14 protein-coding genes are annotated in these 18,752 nt (G+C 33.8%); 9 read left to right on the forward strand and 5 right to left on the reverse strand.

The genetic code is table 11. The features are described 5' to 3' along the window. Positions 1-183: 183 nt before the first annotated feature. Together gyrA and NAT50_RS08705 are read left to right on the forward strand one after the other, a co-directional pair. The gene (gene gyrA, locus NAT50_RS08700; RefSeq protein WP_250592889.1) at positions 184-2,721 is read left to right on the forward strand and encodes a DNA gyrase subunit A; all 2,538 of its coding nucleotides are present in this window, start codon (positions 184-186) and stop codon (positions 2,719-2,721) included. A gap of 25 nt (positions 2,722-2,746) precedes the next feature. Beyond that, on the forward strand, positions 2,747-4,024 hold the full coding sequence (locus NAT50_RS08705; protein WP_250592890.1) for a tetratricopeptide repeat protein: 1,278 nt from the start codon (positions 2,747-2,749) through the stop codon (positions 4,022-4,024). Between the two features lie 60 nt (positions 4,025-4,084). On the opposite strand, the gene NAT50_RS08710 is transcribed toward NAT50_RS08705, so the two are convergent. The 3 genes from NAT50_RS08710 to porX form a co-directional block, all read right to left on the reverse strand. Further along, positions 4,085-5,278 carry an alanine dehydrogenase gene (locus NAT50_RS08710; RefSeq protein WP_250592891.1) on the reverse strand — a complete coding sequence of 398 codons (1,194 nt, stop codon included), beginning with the start codon at positions 5,276-5,278 and terminating at the stop codon, positions 4,085-4,087. A 41-nt stretch (positions 5,279-5,319) separates the two neighbouring features. Beyond that, positions 5,320-5,727, reverse strand: coding sequence for a tRNA (adenosine(37)-N6)-threonylcarbamoyltransferase complex ATPase subunit type 1 TsaE (gene tsaE, locus NAT50_RS08715; RefSeq protein ID WP_250592990.1), 408 nt, complete (start codon positions 5,725-5,727; stop codon positions 5,320-5,322). A 131-nt stretch (positions 5,728-5,858) separates the two neighbouring features. Further along, entirely contained in the window at positions 5,859-7,412 is a 1,554-nt protein-coding gene (porX, locus tag NAT50_RS08720) for a T9SS response regulator signal transducer PorX (RefSeq protein ID WP_250592991.1), read from the reverse strand. Positions 7,413-7,694: 282 nt separating this feature from the next. Here porX and NAT50_RS08725 point away from each other — a divergent pair, with 282 nt between their 5' ends. The 7 genes from NAT50_RS08725 to sucD all read left to right on the forward strand — a co-directional run bounded on the left by NAT50_RS08725 (position 7,695) and on the right by sucD (position 14,890). After that, the gene (locus NAT50_RS08725) at positions 7,695-8,930 is read left to right on the forward strand and encodes an HD domain-containing protein (protein WP_250592892.1); all 1,236 of its coding nucleotides are present in this window, start codon (positions 7,695-7,697) and stop codon (positions 8,928-8,930) included. 33 nt (positions 8,931-8,963) lie between these two features. Beyond that, positions 8,964-9,983: a UDP-3-O-(3-hydroxymyristoyl)glucosamine N-acyltransferase gene (lpxD, locus tag NAT50_RS08730; RefSeq protein WP_250592893.1), complete on the forward strand. Its 1,020-nt coding sequence runs from the start codon at positions 8,964-8,966 to the stop codon at positions 9,981-9,983. Between the two features lie 3 nt (positions 9,984-9,986). Then, complete coding sequence (locus tag NAT50_RS08735) at positions 9,987-11,375, forward strand: bifunctional UDP-3-O-[3-hydroxymyristoyl] N-acetylglucosamine deacetylase/3-hydroxyacyl-ACP dehydratase (RefSeq protein WP_250592894.1); 1,389 nt, start codon at positions 9,987-9,989, stop codon at positions 11,373-11,375. 4 nt (positions 11,376-11,379) lie between these two features. Next, a complete protein-coding gene (gene lpxA, locus NAT50_RS08740; RefSeq protein ID WP_250592895.1) occupies positions 11,380-12,162 on the forward strand; it encodes an acyl-ACP--UDP-N-acetylglucosamine O-acyltransferase in 783 nt (260 codons plus the stop codon). 33 nt (positions 12,163-12,195) lie between these two features. Next, positions 12,196-12,756, forward strand: a complete 561-nt coding sequence (efp, locus tag NAT50_RS08745; protein WP_250592896.1) for an elongation factor P — start codon at positions 12,196-12,198, stop codon at positions 12,754-12,756. A 77-nt stretch (positions 12,757-12,833) separates the two neighbouring features. Next, complete coding sequence (locus tag NAT50_RS08750) at positions 12,834-13,769, forward strand: UDP-3-O-(3-hydroxymyristoyl)glucosamine N-acyltransferase (protein ID WP_250592897.1); 936 nt, start codon at positions 12,834-12,836, stop codon at positions 13,767-13,769. A gap of 248 nt (positions 13,770-14,017) precedes the next feature. Then, complete coding sequence (sucD, locus tag NAT50_RS08755; RefSeq protein WP_250592898.1) at positions 14,018-14,890, forward strand: succinate--CoA ligase subunit alpha; 873 nt, start codon at positions 14,018-14,020, stop codon at positions 14,888-14,890. A gap of 147 nt (positions 14,891-15,037) precedes the next feature. Here sucD and NAT50_RS08760 read toward each other — a convergent pair whose 3' ends face one another. Together NAT50_RS08760 and uvrA are read right to left on the reverse strand one after the other, a co-directional pair. Next, positions 15,038-15,763: an LOG family protein gene (locus tag NAT50_RS08760; protein WP_250592899.1), complete on the reverse strand. Its 726-nt coding sequence runs from the start codon at positions 15,761-15,763 to the stop codon at positions 15,038-15,040. A gap of 126 nt (positions 15,764-15,889) precedes the next feature. After that, on the reverse strand, positions 15,890-18,721 hold the full coding sequence (uvrA, locus tag NAT50_RS08765) for an excinuclease ABC subunit UvrA (RefSeq protein WP_250592900.1): 2,832 nt from the start codon (positions 18,719-18,721) through the stop codon (positions 15,890-15,892). Positions 18,722-18,752 lie beyond the last annotated feature (31 nt).

Genomic DNA, 18,752 nt, shown 5'->3' on the forward strand with positions numbered 1-18,752 from the left:
TGACAGCTAATTGACAAAAAATAATTTTAAAACCAAACGTCTTCCCCTTGAATTTATTAAAAAAAAGTGGTTTTTATTGTTAATAAAAAGTTGAAATAAGATGCTTTTAATGTTAGCTAAACAATCAGAAATATGTATATTAGCGCGTTTTACGAATAAAATAAATAAATAACATAAATACGTATGTCTGAAGGAGAAAAGTTAATTCCAATTAACATTGAAGACGAAATGAAATCAGCTTACATCGATTATTCGATGTCGGTTATTGTATCGCGTGCGTTACCTGATGTGAGAGATGGTTTGAAACCAGTACACCGTAGAGTATTGTTTGGTATGCACGAATTAGGGGTTTATTCTAACAGAGCTCATAAAAAATCTGCCAGAATCGTAGGGGAGGTTCTAGGTAAATATCACCCTCATGGAGATTCTTCTGTATACGATGCTATGGTACGTATGGCTCAAGATTGGAGTTTGCGTTATTTGATGGTAGATGGACAGGGTAACTTTGGATCAGTAGATGGTGATAGCCCAGCGGCGATGCGTTATACTGAAGCGAGAATGAAAAAATTCTCTGAAGAAATGTTGGCTGATATCGAAAAAGAAACAGTTGACTTTCAGTTGAATTTTGATGATACTTTGGAAGAGCCAAAAGTAATGCCTACTAAAGTTCCTAACTTATTAGTAAACGGAGCTTCTGGTATTGCGGTAGGTATGGCAACAAACATGGCGCCACATAACCTTTCGGAAGTAGTTGATGGAACTTTAGCTTACATCGATAATAATGATATCGAAATAGATGAGTTAATCACTCATATTAAAGCGCCTGATTTTCCAACCGGTGGTGTGATCTATGGAATGGATGGTGTTCGTGAGGCTTTTAAAACAGGTCGTGGGCGAGTAGTTATTCGTGCAAAAGTTGGTTTTGAAGAAGTTGATGGAAGAGAAGCAATTATTGTAACAGAAATTCCTTACCAAGTTAATAAAGCTGAAATGATTAAAAAAACAGCAGACTTGGTAAATGAAAAGAGAATTGAAGGAATTTCAACAATTCGTGACGAGTCCGATAGAAACGGTATGCGTATCGTTTACATATTAAAACGTGATGCTGTTCCTAACGTTGTTTTAAATACACTTTATAAATTTACACAACTTCAGTCTTCTTTCAGTGTTAATAATATTGCGCTAGTTAAAGGAAGACCACAAATGTTGAATCTGAAAGATTTGATTCATCATTTCGTAGAACACCGTCATGAAGTGGTGACACGTCGTGCTCAATTCGACTTGCGTAAAGCGGAAGAAAGAGCACATATTTTAGAAGGTTTGATCATAGCATCAGACAATATTGATGAAGTGATTGCTTTAATCCGTGCTTCGAAAGATGGAGAGGAAGCCAGAGCTAAATTAATAGAGCGTTTTAATTTGTCTGAAATTCAAGCACGTGCTATTGTTGAGATGCGTTTACGTCAGTTAACGGGTCTAGAACAAGATAAACTACGTGCTGAATACGAAGAAATCATGAAAACGATCAACTATTTAAAAGAATTACTTGCCAGCAAAGAAATGCGTATGGATGTAATTAAAGAAGAGTTGAACGAAATAAAAGAGAAGTACGGTGATGAGCGTCGTTCTCAAATAGAATATTCAGGTGGCGATGTGAGCATTGAAGATTTAATTGCCGACGAACAAGTGGTTATTACGATTTCTCATGCGGGTTATATTAAACGTACTCCACTTTCAGAATACAAAACACAGAATAGAGGAGGAGTAGGACAAAAATCGGCTGGAACTCGTGATCAAGATTTCTTAGAGCATATGTATGTGGCAACTAACCACCAATATATGTTGTTCTTTACACAAAAAGGAAAATGTTTCTGGATGCGCGTTTATGAAATTCCAGAAGGAAGCAAAACCGCCAAAGGTCGTGCAATTCAAAACCTTATTAATATAGAGCAAGATGATAAGGTAAAAGCATTTATATGTACTCAAGATCTTAAAGATCAAGAATATATTAACAATCATTACGTGATGATGGTAACTAAAGAAGGTCAAGTTAAAAAGACATCTTTAGAGCAGTATTCTCGACCAAGAACCAATGGTGTTGCTGCCATTACGATAAAAGAAGGTGATGAGTTATTAGAAGCCAAATTAACGACCGGAGAAAGCCATGTGTTGATTGCGGTGAAATCAGGTAAATTAGTACGATTCGAAGAAGGTAAAACTCGCCCAATGGGACGTACAGCTTCCGGAGTTCGCGGAATTACATTAGCAGATGAAAACGATGAAGTAATTGGTATGGTTTCTGTAGATGCAAAGGATATTAATGATTCTCAAATCTTAGTAGTGACCGAAAACGGTTATGGTAAGCGTACCAAATTAGTTGATGATGATGGTGAAGATGTTTACCGCATTACTAATAGAGGAGGAAAGGGAGTTAAAACTTTAAACATCACAGAAAAAACTGGCTCACTTATTGCTATCAATAATGTAACCGATGAAGATGATTTGATGATTATCAATAAATCAGGATTGACTATTAGAATGAAAGTCTCTGATTTACGTGTGATGGGACGTGCTACTCAAGGAGTTCGTCTAATTAATATCAAAGGAAAAGATTCTATTGCCGCTGTTGCTAAAGTAATGCGTGAAGAAGAATCTGAAGAAAATGATGAAAACTTAACAGATTCTATTGAAGGTGAAACATCAATAGAATCTGATAACTAGAATTATATAATTTAAAAATTGAAAAATGAAAATTAAAAATTTAGCAATTGCTACCGCTTTAATGGCTTCTGTGGCATCATTTGCTCAAAAAGATCAGTTAAAAGCTGCCGAAAAATCTTTAAAATCTGGTAATCCAGCTGAAGCTAAAGAAATTTTGACAGGGATCGAAAATATGATTGTTAATGCTGAAGAAACTCAAAAAGCGCAGTATTATTTTATTTTAGGAAGTGCTAATCTAGAATTGGCTAAAAAGAAAACAGAAGAAGATAAAAATTTATCAAATGCAGCCAATGCTTATCTTAAATCGATAGAAATCGAAAATAATATTGGTAAAGCTAAATACACTGCTCAAGCTGAAACATCATTAAAAGAAGTTAAAGGTTTGCTAACTAACAGTGCTGTGGCTGATAACAATGCAAAGAAATTTAAAGAGAGTGCATTAAAATTGCATGAAGTGTATAACATCGATAAAAAAGATACTATCATGTTATATTATGCGGCTTCAAATGCTATCAATGCTCAAGATTATGATTTAGCTTTGAATTATTATCAAAAATTAAAAGCTATAAATTATTCTGGTAAAGCAACTAACTACATGGCTAAAAATAAAGCGAGTGGGCAAGAAGAAACTTTTGCTTCTGCAAAGGAACGTGATTTATCAGTGAAATTAGGTACTCACGAAAGCCCAAGAGTAGAGCAAGTGCCGTCAAAAAGAGGAGAAATCGCTAAGAATATTTCTTTAATTTTAATTGAAAAAGGAGATGTTCCGGCAGCTAAAAAAGCTGTGGCTGAAGCAAGAAAAGCAAACCCAGAAGATATTTCATTAATCCTTTCTGAAGCGGATTTATATCTTAAAACTAAAGATTATGAAATGTATAAAAAACTAGTATCTGAGGTTTTGATTAAAGATCCTAATAATGCTGACTTGTATTATAATTTAGGTGTAATCAGTTCACAGTCTGGAGACAAGCAAGCTAAAATCGATGCAGAAGGTTATTACTTAAAAGCCATTCAAATTGATCCTCAATATAAAAATGCTTATATGAATTTAGCAGTTTTAAAACTTGATGGAGAGAAAGAAATCATCGATGCTATGAATAAATTAGGAACTTCAGACGCTGATAACAAAAAATACGAAGCGTTGAAAGCAAAAAGAACAGCTATGTATAAAGCGGCTATTCCTTATTTAGAAAAAGCGTATGATTTATTTGCTGGTGATAAAGACATTAAACAAACTTTATTAAATATGTATTATGCTTTAGATATGAGTGATAAAGCAAAAGCATTAAAAGCGAAAAACTAAATAGAAATTCGAATTTCTACAAACAAAAAAACCTCCAATTAATATTGGAGGTTTTTTTATTTAGAACACTATTAAGTTAATGTCACTGTGAGTCAAATCAAACCATTCGCCAATGGTTTTGTTGGTTAAAATACCGTGATAAAAATACACTCCATTTTTTAATCCAGCATCACAACGAATGGCTCTTTCAATCCCACCATCATCAGCAATTTGTAGTAAATAAGGAGTGATAATATTACTAATGGATAGAGAAGCGGTTTTTGAGTATCGGGAAGGAATGTTTGGAACACAATAATGAATCACTCCATGCTTGATATACGTTGGATTTTCATGCGTAGTGACTTCGGAAGTTTCAAAACAACCGCCCGTGTCTATGCTAACATCTACAATCACGGCTCCCTTTTTCATGTTTTCCACCATTGTTTCGGTAACCACAATTGGAGTTCTGTGTTTTCCTCTCATAGCACCAATAGCAACATCACAACGGCGAAGAGATTTCATTAACGTTTTTTGTTGTACTGTAGAAGTGAAGATCGGTTGCTTTAAGTTATTTTGTAAACGACGTAACTTAGTAATTGAATTATCAAAGACTTTCACAGAAGCTCCAAGACCTAAAGCCGTTCTCACAGCATATTCTGCAACGGTTCCAGCTCCTAAGATAACTACTTCTGTAGGACGAACACCAGTTATGTTTCCAAATAACAATCCGTTTCCTCCTTTTTCACAAGTCATTAATTCAGAAGCAATTAAAACAGAAGCAGTTCCAGCAATTTCACTTAATGATTTTACTGCTGGGAACGAATTATCGTCATCTTGAATGTATTCAAAAGCTAGAGCAGTTAATTTTTTCTTTTTTAAAGCTTCAAAATATTCTTTCTTTCTAGTTTTAATTTGCAAAGCAGAAATGATAATCGTTTCAGGTTTAATCATTTCAATTTCAGCTAACGTTGGTGGTTCAACCTTTAAAATGATTGGACAATTGAAGACTTTTTGCGTATCGTTGGTAATTTCAGCACCAGCATCATTATAATCTTTGTCGGAATAACTAGCATTAATTCCTGCATTTGATTCTATAAGTACTCTGTGACCATGGGCAACAAGAGAATTTACAGCGTCTGGAGTCAAACAGATTCTTTTTTCCTGATAAGAGGTTTCTTTGGGAATGCCAATAAAGAGCTCACTTTTGTGTTTCGCGATTTCTAATTTTTCCTCTTGCGGAAGTAATTCTTGTTTGCTGAAAGGAGTAATGGCCATACGACAGGTTATATTTTGGACAAATTACGAAAAATATACAATTAGACCAACTCTAACAATCTATTTCCGTTCTCTAAAAGAGTAATAGTAATGACTGAATGATTTTCAGGGATTAGATCCGGTATTTTTTCTGCCCATTCAATAAAACACCAATGCCCTGAGTACAAATATTCATCGAAGCCTATATCAAGGGCTTCTGTTTGATTTTTTAACCGATAAACATCAAAATGATAAATAATTTGATTGTCAGTGCTTTTATATTCATTAACTAAACTAAAAGTAGGACTGCTGGTCGGATTTTCAACTCCTAAGTTACGGCATAAGGCCTTTATTAAAGTAGTCTTGCCAGTTCCCATTTCACCATGGAACAAAATGACTTTTTCCGGATTAGATTCAATAATTTCTTTGGCTACCTGATTGATTTGATCAAGAGAATATTCTACTTTCATGTATAGTTTTGGTTGTAAAGGATAATAAATCGCAAACAAATTTAATAAAAAATAGAAGAAATGATTTTAGAAAAATCACTCTTAGCAAGCTTATAGGTTTGTGATAAATTATCCTTAAATCTATTGTGTAATTATTTTTTTGGAGTGAAAACTAAAAAAGGAATGATCATTTCTTCCAAAGATATTCCACCATGTTGATAGGTGTTTCTGTAATAACTTGCGTAATGATTATAATTATTAATGTAGGCAAGAAAATGATCATTTTTAGCAAAAATATAAGAACTGGTCATATTGACTATGGGAAGACCTATTTTTTTGGGGTCTTTCACAGCATAGACATCTTTTTGTTCGAAAGTAAGACTTCTTCCGGTTTTATAACGTAAATTCAAACTAGTGTTCTTGTCGCCAATCACCTGAGATGGGTTTTTAACATTAATTGTACCGTGATCAGTGGTTAAAATTAATTTAAAACCTAATTTTTGTGCCTGTTGAATAATTTCCAACAAAGGAGAGTTTTTAAACCAGCTTAACGTAAGGGAACGGTATGCTTTGTCATCGGAAGCAAGTTCTTTAACCACATCCATATCCGTTTTAGCGTGGGAAAGCATATCTACGAAATTGTAGACAACTGCCACTAATTTTTTTTCTTTTAGAATTTTAAAATTTTCGGCTAGTTTTTTTCCATTGGCAAAATTAGTAATCTTGAAATATTCGTGAGGAATGTCTAAACGAAGTCTTTTTAATTGTGCCGATAGGAATTCGGCTTCGTATAAATTTTTTCCTCCTTCATCTACATCGTTTTTCCAGTATTCGGGATGCTGTTTTTCCATTTCAAGCGGTAGAAGTCCAGAAAATAAAGCGTTTCTAGCATATTGTGTTGCTGTGGGTAAAATAGCGTAGTATGGTGTTTCCGATTCTAATTTGTAATGATTACTCAAAACACTTTCAAAGGCCTTCCATTGATCATAGCGAAGATTATCAATGACCACAAATAAGACGTTTTCTTCTTTGCGTAATTCCGGAACAACTAGTTTTTTGAAGACTTCATGAGATTGAATTGGTTTTTCGGCATTAGATTCGAACCAATCTTCATAATTTTTCTCAATAAATTTTCCAAATTGTGAATTGGCTTCTGTTTTTTGTGATTCTAAAATTTGGAACATATTTTGATCGTCAATGTTCTCTAATTCCAGCTCCCAGAATAACAAACGCTTATAAAATTCAATCCATTCTTCGTGCGAATTCACCATCGACATATCCATGGCAATTTTTCTGAATTCTTTTTGGTAATCTAAAGTCGTTTTTTCTGAAATTAACCGTGAATGGTCTAAATTTTTCTTTAAACTCAATAAAATCTGATTCGGATTCACAGGTTTAATCAAATAATCTGCAATTTTTGAACCAATGGCTTCCTCCATGATATACTCTTCTTCACTTTTGGTAATCATGATAACCGGTACGGAAGACTTTTTTTCTTTGATTTCTGCTAAAGTTTCTAATCCAGACATCCCCGGCATATTTTCATCAAGAAAAACAATATCGAAATTTTGTTCCTGAAATAAATCTACTGCATCACGTCCGTTATTACATGTTGTAACATGATAGTTTTTCTTTTCAAGAAATAATATATGTGGCTTTAATAAATCGATTTCGTCATCGACCCAAAGAATTTTAATACTCATAATAGTTTTAATTACTGCTGCAATTTACTATTTATTAAACATCACATTCATAAAATTATTATAAATTCAGGTGATTTTTTAAAAGTTAAAAATTAAAAGGATGATCGATAAATCCATGTAAAATCAGTTCTAATAGCCTATTTGTTCTTCTTACATTTTATAATACTTAAGGAATAAGACCAAGATACTTTGTATTTTGCAATTTTCAGTTAAGATGAAAAAAAACAAAGAGGTAGAGTTAAAACTGACAGGTTTTTTTATCTTTGTTAGCCTAAATTCAATTTTGTGAGTGATACAAACAAACTGAAGATTTTCAATGATCCTATATATGGTTTTATAACCATTCCAAATCCTTTTATTTACGATTTAATACAGCATCCCTATTTTCAGCGTTTACGCAGGATTTCTCAAATGGGATTATCGTCCTTGGTATATCCCGGTGCCAATCATACGCGTTTTCATCATGCTTTAGGGTGTTTGCATATCATGCAGAAAGCGGTTGGAGTGCTAAGATTTAAAAATGTCTCCATTTCAGAAGAAGAGGAAAACGCCTTATACATTGCCATTTTATTGCATGACATCGGACATGGACCTTTTTCGCATGCCATGGAACACAGTATAGTAGAAGATGTACATCATGAGGAAATTTCCTTATTATTCATGCACAAACTAAACCGTGAATTTGATGGAAAATTAACCTTAGCTATTAAGATTTTTAAAGGAGAATACCATCGAAAATTTATGTTACAATTGGTTTCCAGTCAATTAGATATGGATAGAATGGATTATCTTAAGCGAGATAGTTTTTATTCAGGTGTGGAAGAAGGAAAGATTAATTCAGATCGATTGATTCAGATGATGAATGTAGTTGACGATGTTTTGGTCATAGAAGAAAAAGGAATTTATTCGGTTGAAAAATTTTTAATGGCCAGAAGACTAATGTATTGGCAGGTTTATTTGCATAAAACAAGTCTTGTGGCGGAAGAAATTCTAACAAGAATTTTGAAAAGAGCTAAAGAATTATTTCAGAAAGGCGTAGCCATAGACTGTAGTAAACCATTATATTTTTTCATTGAAAATAAAATAGCTTTACAGGATTTTGATGATGTAACGCTAGACAAGTTTGCTCAATTGGATGATACGGATGTGTTGGGGGCTATTAAGAATTGGCAATTTCATAAGGATTACACATTATCTGAATTAAGTCGAATGATTATCAATAGAGATTTATTGAAAATTAAAATGAGTGATGAGAAATTTTCTGTAGAAGAAGTCTCTAAATTAGTAGAAGAACACGCTGATAAATATAAAATAGGTTTAAACGAATCAAAATATTTTGTTTTCAAAGGTAAAATTAAAAATCAGGCTTATAGCAAGATTGCAGAACCCATTCGAATTTTACAAAAAGATGGTGAATTAGAAGATGTTGCAATTTTATCCGATCAATTATCGTTGAAAGCATTATCAAAGCATGTAACAAAGTATTTTTTGTGTTTTCCAAAACAACTCAATAAAAGTTAAAATTTCATTAAAAATTTATACTTTTGCAAGATTATGAAATTTACGGCAGAACAAATAGCGGGAATTTTAGATGGTGAAGTAGTAGGAAATCCTAAGGCTGAAGTATTTAAATTATCTAAAATAGAAGAGGGCACAGAGGGGTCTTTAACTTTTTTAGCCAACCCAAAATATATTAATTACATATACGAAACAAAAGCGACCATTACTATTGTAAATCATACTTTTGTACCGGAAAGCGAAATTTCTACCACCCTGATTAAAGTGGAAGATGCTTATAAATCGTTTTCAAAATTATTAGAGTTTTATAATCAAATTAAACTCAATAAAGTAGGAATTGAAGTGCCTTGTGTTTTATCAGAATCCTCTAAACACGGTGCTAATTTTTATTTAGGTAGTTTTAGTTACATTGGTGAAAATGTTGTGATAGGCGATAACGTAAAAATTTATCCTAATTCGTTTGTAGGGGATAATGTTGTTATTGGTGATAATACAGTTATTTTTGCGGGAGCTAAAATTTATTCAGAAACCATTATCGGTAAAAACTGTACCATTCATTCTGGTGTGATTGTAGGAGCTGATGGTTTTGGATTTGCGCCCAACGAAAACGGAGAATACAGCAAAGTACCTCAAATTGGTAATGTAATTATTGAAGATAATGTAGACATAGGTGCTTGTACCACTATAGACAGAGCAACTTTAGGTTCTACAATTATTAGAAAAGGAGTAAAATTGGATAATCAGATTCAAATTGCTCACAACGTAGAAATAGGAGAGAACACTGTTATTGCTGCTCAAACAGGTGTTGCCGGATCAACTAAGATTGGAAAAAATTGTATTATTGGGGGGCAAGTAGGAATAGCAGGACATCTTAGTATTGGAGATGGTGTAAAAGTTCAAGCACAAACAGGAATTGCTCGAAATATCAAAAATAATGAAGTTTTACAGGGAAGTCCAGCTCTTGCCTACAACGATTTTAATAAATCGTATGTTTATTTCAAGAAACTTCCAAAAATTGTATCAGAATTAGAAGAACTAAAAAAGAAAAATAATTAAATCATGGTTAAGCAAAAAACCATCCAGTCAGAAATTACACTTAAAGGTGTAGGATTACACACAGGAAAAGAAGTTACTATGACTTTTAAGCCTGCTCCAATTAACAATGGATACACTTTTGTTCGTGTTGATTTAGAAGGTCAACCCGTTATTGAAGCCGATGCATCTTATGTTGTTAACACACAAAGAGGAACAAATCTAGAAAAGTTGGGCGTGATGATTCAGACTCCTGAGCATGTTTTAGCGGCTTTAGTGGGAAGTGATCTGGATAATGTGATTATCGAATTAGATGCTTCTGAACTACCTATTATGGATGGTTCTTCAAAATACTTCGTAGAAGCTATCGAAAAAGCGGGAGTGGTTGAGCAAGATGCGGAGCGTTTTGTATATGTTGTAAAAGAAGTTATTTCTTATACTGACGAAGCTACAGGGAGCGAAATAACAGTAATTCCTGCTGATGAGTATTGTGTAACGGCTATGGTAGATTTTGGGACTAAAGTATTAGGTACTCAAAATGCAAGCATGAAAAGCATAGCGGAGTTCAAAACAGAAATTGCCGATTGTCGTACTTTCAGTTTTCTTCATGAATTAGAAATGTTATTAGAAAACGGACTTATTAAAGGAGGTGATTTAAACAATGCTATTGTTTATGTAGACAAAGAACTGTCACCAGAAACTATGGATAAGTTAAAAGTTGCTTTTGGAAAAGATCAGATTTCTGTAACGCCTAATGGTGTTTTGGATAATTTGACGCTGCATTATCCTAATGAAGCCGCTCGTCATAAATTATTAGATGTTGTTGGGGATTTATCGTTAATTGGCACCAAAATAAAAGGTAAAGTTATTGCTAACAAACCCGGACATTTTGTAAATACTCAATTTGCAAAGAAAATGGCTAAAATCATAAAAAATGAACAACGTAATAATGTTCCGGTTTATGATTTATATCAAGAACCATTAATGGATATTCACAAAATAATGTCCATGTTGCCTCACAGACCACCATTTTTATTAGTAGATAGAATATTAGAAATGTCGGATACTCATGTGGTTGGTTTAAAAAATGTAACTATGAACGAAGATTTCTTCGTTGGGCATTTCCCAGGAGCTCCAGTAATGCCAGGAGTACTTATCGTAGAAGCTATGGCGCAAACAGGAGGGATATTGATTTTAAGTACAGTTCCTGACCCGGAAAATTATTTGACATATTTTATGAAAATTGATAATGTTAAATTTAAACATAAAGTATTACCGGGAGATACCTTGATTTTTAAATTAGATTTGCTTTCACCAATTCGCAGAGGGATTTGTCACATGCAAGGATATGCTTTTGCTAACGGGAAACTAGTTGCAGAGGCGGAATTGATGGCTCAAATCACTAAAAAACAATAGACAAATGAATCAACCATTAGCATATGTACATCCTGGCGCTAAAATAGCCAAAAATGTAGTGATTGAACCGTTTACTACTATTCATAATAATGTAGTTATAGGTGAAGGTACTTGGATTGGCTCTAATGTAACAATTATGGAAGGCGCTCGCATAGGAAAAAATTGTAACATTTTCCCGGGTGCAGTCATTTCAGCAGTGCCTCAAGATTTAAAATTTGGTGGAGAAGAATCTCTAGCGGTGATAGGTGATAATACTACTATCCGAGAATGCGTAACTATTAACAGAGGTACAATTGCATCGGGTCAAACTAAAATAGGAAACAATTGTTTAATCATGGCTACTGCACATATCGCGCATGATTGTCATATTGGAGACAATGCCATTGTTGTAAATGGTGTTGCTTTAGCAGGTCATGTAACGGTTGGAAATTTCGCGATTATCGGTGGTTTAGCAGCTGTACATCAGTTCATCTCGATAGGAGATCACGCAATGATTTCCGGGGGGTCATTGGTTCGTAAAGATGTACCTCCCTATACTAAAGCTGCAAAAGAACCGCTTTCTTTCATCGGAATTAATTCGGTCGGATTGAGAAGAAGAGGTTTTACTACTGAAAAAATCAGAGAGATACAAGATATTTATAGAATTTTATATCAAAAGAATTTTAACACAACTCAAGCTCTTGCAAAAATAGAAGCTGAGATGGAAGCAACTCCGGAACGTGATGAGATTTTAGATTTTATCAAAAATTCATCGAGAGGTATCATGAAAGGTTACACTGGGGTTTAATATTTTTAAAAATTAATAAATCAAATACTAAAAATGGCAAGTACGGCAGACATTAGAAACGGATTATGTATTAAGTTTAATCATGATATCTATAAAATTATAGAATTTCTTCACGTAAAACCAGGTAAAGGACCTGCTTTCGTAAGAACAAAATTGAAAAGTTTGACTTCAGGAAAAGTTTTAGATAATACCTTTTCAGCAGGTCATAAGATAGATGTTGTTCGTGTGGAAACCCATACATTCCAATTTTTATATGCAGAAGGAGATGATTTTCACTTTATGAATACTGAAACCTTTGAACAAATAACATTAAATAAAAATGTATTGGATGCTCCTGAATTATTAAAAGAAGGAACAAACGTGATGGTGCAAATTAATACAGAGACTGATTTGCCTTTATCGGTTGATATGCCTGCTTCAATAATCCTTGAAGTTACTTATGCTGAGCCTGGTGTAAAAGGGAATACAGCTACAAACGCTACTAAACCGGCTACTGTTGAAACCGGAGCTACCGTAAACGTACCATTATTCATTAATGAAGGTGACAAGATCAAAATTGATACTGCTACCGGAAAGTACATGGAGAGAGTATAAATAGCATAGCTTAAAGAGTGATTAACCATCAAAAGTTGATCACTTTTTGCTTTTATAGAATTTTTACACAAAGACTTATGAAGTTTCCCCAAACACATACTCTCCAAGAAATCGCAAATATTATAGGTTGTGATTTTGTTGGTGATCAAAATTTTCCCGTTTTGGGAATGAATGAAATACATGTTGTAGAACCCGGAGATATCGTGTTTGTTGATCATCCCAAATACTATGACAAAGCATTACAATCTGCTGCTACTATCGTTTTAATCAATAAAAAAGTAGAATGTCCTCGGGGTAAAGCATTGTTGATTTCTGATGATCCATTCAGAGATTTTAACAAATTAACCAAACATTTTAGACCTTTTGAATCTTCTAATTCTGCAATTGCTGCTTCTGCAATTATAGGTGAAGGTACTATTATTCAGCCCAATTGCTTTATAGGAAATAATGTGATTATAGGTAAAAACTGTCTTATACATCCCAATGTTACTATTTATGACAATACGGTAATTGGTAATAATGTAATAATTCATTCCGGTACGGTGTTAGGTGCGGATGCATTTTATTACAAAAAACGTCCTGAAGGTTTTGATCAATTACTATCTGGAGGAAGAGTTGTTATTAAAGATAATGTGGGCATTGGAGCCTTGTGTACTATCGACAAAGGAGTGACAGGTGATACTACAATTGGTGCAGGTACCAAAATAGACAACCAAGTTCATGTTGGTCATGATACTATCATTGGTGAAAAATGTTTAATTGCTTCTCAAACAGGAATTGCAGGTTGTGTGATTATAGAAGATGAAGTAACATTATGGGGGCAGGTAGGTACTACAAGTGGAATCAAAATTGGTTCTAAAGCTGTGGTAATGGGACAAACAGGAGTCACTAAATCTATTGAAGGCGGAAAAACTTATTTCGGCACTCCAGTACAAGAGTCTCGTGAAAAATTAAAGCAATTGGCTAATTTGAAGAAAATTCCAGAGATGCTGGATAAATTGAATAAAAAATAATAATGAGGAGTAGATATTGGATTTACAAAATTAGATTCGTGAAGAAAGATGAAAAACCTCAGATTTTAAAATTCCATTGATATACCCAATGTTGAATTTATCCGAATCAAACGTAATTACCATTATTGTCATCAAATAGAAAGTTTTTTGTAATGTTTTTTTGTTTAAAATTAATAAGATAACTAATCAAAAACTAAATACTTTTTAATACTTTTGCAACACAAGTTTTAAACATAACAAAGAATATCATGAGTGTTTTAGTAAATAAAGATTCAAAAATAATCGTTCAGGGATTCACAGGAAGTGAAGGTACATTCCATGCTTCTCAAATGATTGAATACGGTACTAATGTTGTAGGTGGTGTAACTCCAGGTAAAGGAGGAACAACTCATCTTGATAGACCAGTATTTAATACTGTAAAAGATGCTGTAGATCAAGCTGGAGCTGATACATCTATTATTTTCGTTCCACCTGCATTTGCTGCTGATGCTATCATGGAAGCTGCTGATGCCGGAATCAAAGTGATTATCTGTATTACTGAAGGTATTCCTGTAGCTGATATGATTACTGCATATAACTATATTAAAGGAAAAGATTGCCGATTGGTTGGACCTAACTGTCCGGGAGTTATTACTCCAGGAGAGGCAAAAGTAGGTATCATGCCAGGTTTTGTTTTCAAAAAAGGTAATGTTGGTATTGTTTCTAAATCTGGAACTTTAACATATGAAGCTGCTGATCAAGTAGTTCGTCAAGGTTATGGTATTACAACGGCTATTGGTATTGGAGGAGATCCAATTATTGGAACTACTACAAAAGAAGCAGTAGAGTTGTTAATGAATGACCCTGAAACAGAATGTATCATCATGATCGGTGAAATCGGAGGTCAGTTAGAAGCAGATGCTGCTAAATGGATCAAAGCTGATGGTAACCGTAAACCAGTTGTAGGATTTATTGCTGGTGAAACTGCTCCAAAAGGTCGTACTATGGGTCACGCAGGTGCAATCGTTGGTGGTGCAGATGATACTGCTGAAGCTAAGAAACGTATCATGAGAGAAAATGGTATTCATGTTGTTGACTCTCCAGCGGAAATTGGTAAAAAAGTAAAAGAAGTTTTAGGTTAATTAATCTAAAAATGAAATACAAAAAAGCGAAACATTATTGTTTCGCTTTTTTTATAACTGTAAATTTTCAAAAGTTAAGTCTTTAAATTGATGTAATTTTCAAAACATTTAAGAAAAAGACTTGTATGAATTTAATTTGTACTTCTTTTAGAAATTTGGAGTTAAATTGTATTTTTTGTAGAAATTATCCAAAACTTCAACTACTTCATCTTCATTATCAACTACTTTAATCAGATTCATGTCTTCCGGATTGGCATTCTTTTGTTTGTCAATCATCACCGTTTTGACCCAATCCAGTAAACCAGACCAAAATTCAGAACCTACAAGAATAATTGGGAATTTTCCAATTTTTTTAGTTTGAATTAAAGTAACGGCTTCAAATAATTCATCCAAAGTTCCAAAACCACCCGGCATTACAACAAATCCTTGAGAATATTTTACAAACATTACTTTTCTTACAAAGAAATAATCAAAGTTTAAATTTTTATCCTTGTCGATGTAAGGATTAAAGTGTTGTTCGAAAGGTAATTCAATGTTCAGTCCTACCGAAGTACCTTCTCCACGATGAGCTCCTTTGTTACCGGCTTCCATTATACCAGGACCACCGCCCGTAATTACACCATAACCGGCTTTACTAATTTTGTAGGCAATTCGTTCTGCTAATTGGTAATATTTATCTTCTGGTTTAGTTCTAGCGGAACCAAAAATAGAAACACAAGGACCTATTCTTGCCATGGACTCGTATCCATTTACAAATTCAGACATTATTTTGAATATTGCCCAAGAATCATTTGTTCGTATTTCGTTCCAAGTTTTTTGCTTTAATTTATCTTGGATTTTTTCATCTTCATTTAAAAAATCTTCTTTCATCATGATTTAATTCGTTCTTGATTAAAATATTAGTTTTTGAATTTTTGACACAACTGATTGAATAATCTTGAAAGTGTACTTTGTGGTATTACTTCAGATTAATGAGTAAGTATCAAAAAAATCAGCCTCCTAAATTAATTCTTTTTTTAGAAATTGAGACGTGTAGCTCTTTTTATTTTTTATGATTTCTTCAGGAGTTCCAACAGCAACAACTTCGCCACCTCCTTTTCCACCTTCATAACCAATGTCGATAATATAATCGGCTAATTTGATGACATCCATATTGTGTTCAATAATTAATACGGTGTTTCCTTTGTTGACCAATTGTTGAATCACTTCCATTAACACTCTAATATCCTCAAAATGAAGTCCTGTTGTAGGTTCATCCATGATATAAAAGGTGTTCCCGGTATCTTTTTTAGATAATTCAGTTGCTAATTTTATGCGTTGCGCTTCACCACCTGAAAGTGTTGTGCTTTGCTGTCCCAATGAGATATATCCCAATCCTACATCCTGAATCGTTTTAATTTTTCTGTAAATTTTAGGAATATTTTCAAAAAATGGAACGGCTTCGTCTATGGTCATGTTAAGAACATCCGATATAGATTTTCCTTTATAGCGTATTTCCAGTGTTTCTCTGTTGAAGCGTTTTCCTTGACACGTTTCACATTCAACATAAACATCAGGTAAAAAACTCATTTCGATTGTTCTTACTCCGCTACCTTCACAGGTTTCACATCGACCACCAGAAACATTAAAACTGAAACGTCCGGCTTTGTAACCTCTGATCATAGCTTCAGGGGTTTGCGTGAACAAACTACGTATTTCTGTAAATACTTCTGTGTAAGTCGCTGGGTTAGAACGAGGAGATCTACCAATTGGACTTTGATCGATAGCAATAACCTTATCAATGTGTTCTAAACCTTCAATTTTTTTATAAGGTTGTGGTTTTTTTACCGCATTGAAAAAATGTTCGTTCAAAATAGGGTAGAGGGTTTCATTAATCAAAGTTGATTTTCCAGAACCCGAAACACCGGTAACGCAGATTAGTGTCCCTAGAGGTAAATCAATCGAAACATTTTTTAGATTATTTCCTGTTGCTCCAATTAGTTTCAACGATTTTCCGTTCCCTTTTCTTCTTTCTTTAGGGACTTCAATCTTCATCTTGCCGTTAATGAATTGTGCCGTGATGGTTTTCTCTTTTAATAATTGTTTCGGAGTACCTTGGCTAATTATTTGACCACCAAATTTCCCAGCTTTCGGACCAATATCAATAACATAATCAGCTCGTTCAATCATGTCTTTATCATGCTCCACAACAATGACTGAATTTCCTAAATCTCTTAATTGTTCTAGTGAATGAATTAATTTTTCGTTATCTCTTTGATGCAATCCAATACTTGGTTCGTCCAAAATATATAAAACCCCAACGAGTTGAGAACCAATTTGAGTTGCCAATCTGATGCGTTGCGCTTCACCACCGGATAACGATTTAGAATTTCGGTTTAATGATAAATAATTTAAACCCACATCCAATAAAAATTGCAAGCGCGAACGTATTTCTTTTAAAATTTCAGTTGCTATTGTTTTTTGTCTTTTGGATAAATTCTGATCAAGATTTTGGAACCACAAGCTTAGGTCTGAAATATCCATACTTGATAATTCGTGAATATTCTTATCGTTGATTTTAAAGTAAAGTGCTTCCTTTTTCAAACGTGCTCCTTGACATTCAGGACAATCAATTTCATCCATGAATTCTTTTGCCCAGCGTTTTATAGAGCTAGACTCAGAATCGTCATGTTGTGATTTTATGAAATTGGCAATTCCTTCAAATTCAATTTTATATTCTTTTGTTACGCCAGCCGTTTTAGATTTTATTGAAAATTTTTCATTTCCACCATTTAAAATCATCTCCATGGCTTCAGGAGAAATAGATTCTATAGAATCGGTTAATTTAAAACCAAATTTCTCACCGATGGTTTCCAATTGCTTAAAAATCCAGGACGATTTATATTCTCCAATTGGTGCAATCCCTCCATTTTTTATGGAAAGTTTAGGATTCGGGATGATTTTTTTTAGGTTGATTTCATTTACAGTTCCTAAACCATTACAATGTTCACAAGCTCCTTTAGGAGAGTTAAAGGAAAAAAGATTGGGTTCAGGATTTTGATATGATATTCCGGTAGAAGGACACATTAAATTTCTACTGAAATAACGAACTTCATTGGTATCTTGATTTAAAATAATCAAAACATTTTCACCATGATGCATGGCTGTTTTGATACTTTCAGCTAAACGTTTTTCATTGTCTACGGAATCATCTATGATTAAGCGATCTATTACAATTTCGATGTCATGGTTTTTGTAACGATCCAATTTCATTCCGGAAACTATATCTTTTACTTCACCATCAACACGTACTTTCAAAAATCCTTGTTTAGCAATTTGTTGAAATAATTCGGCATAATGACCTTTACGAGCACGAATTACGGGGGCAAGAATATTAATACGTTGATCTTTAAAATCCTTTGTGATGAGTTCTTTGATTTGTTCATCCGAGTACGATACCATTTTTTCATTGGTATTGTAACTGTAGGCATCAGCAGCTCGGGCAAATAATAATCTGAGGAAATCGTATATTTCTGTTATGGTACCAACAGTAGAACGTGGACTTTTACTAGTGGTTTTTTGCTCGATGGCAATAACGGGAGAAAGTCCATCAATTTTATCAACATCCGGACGTTCCAAACCTCCCAAAAATTGACGTGCGTATGCCGAAAAAGTTTCAATATAACGACGCTGACCTTCAGCATATATGGTGTCAAATGCCAACGATGACTTACCAGAACCGGAAAGACCTGTAATAACAACAAGTTTTTCTCTAGGAATACTAACATCAATATTTTTGAGATTGTGCGCACGAGCGCCAATAATTTCTATAGTTTCATTTGTATTGTGCATAGTTTTGTGGCAAAATACAAAGATAAGGGTT

Origin of the sequence: Flavobacterium luminosum, assembly GCF_023635005.1 — a bacterium.
GTDB classification, from domain to species: domain Bacteria; phylum Bacteroidota; class Bacteroidia; order Flavobacteriales; family Flavobacteriaceae; genus Flavobacterium; species Flavobacterium luminosum.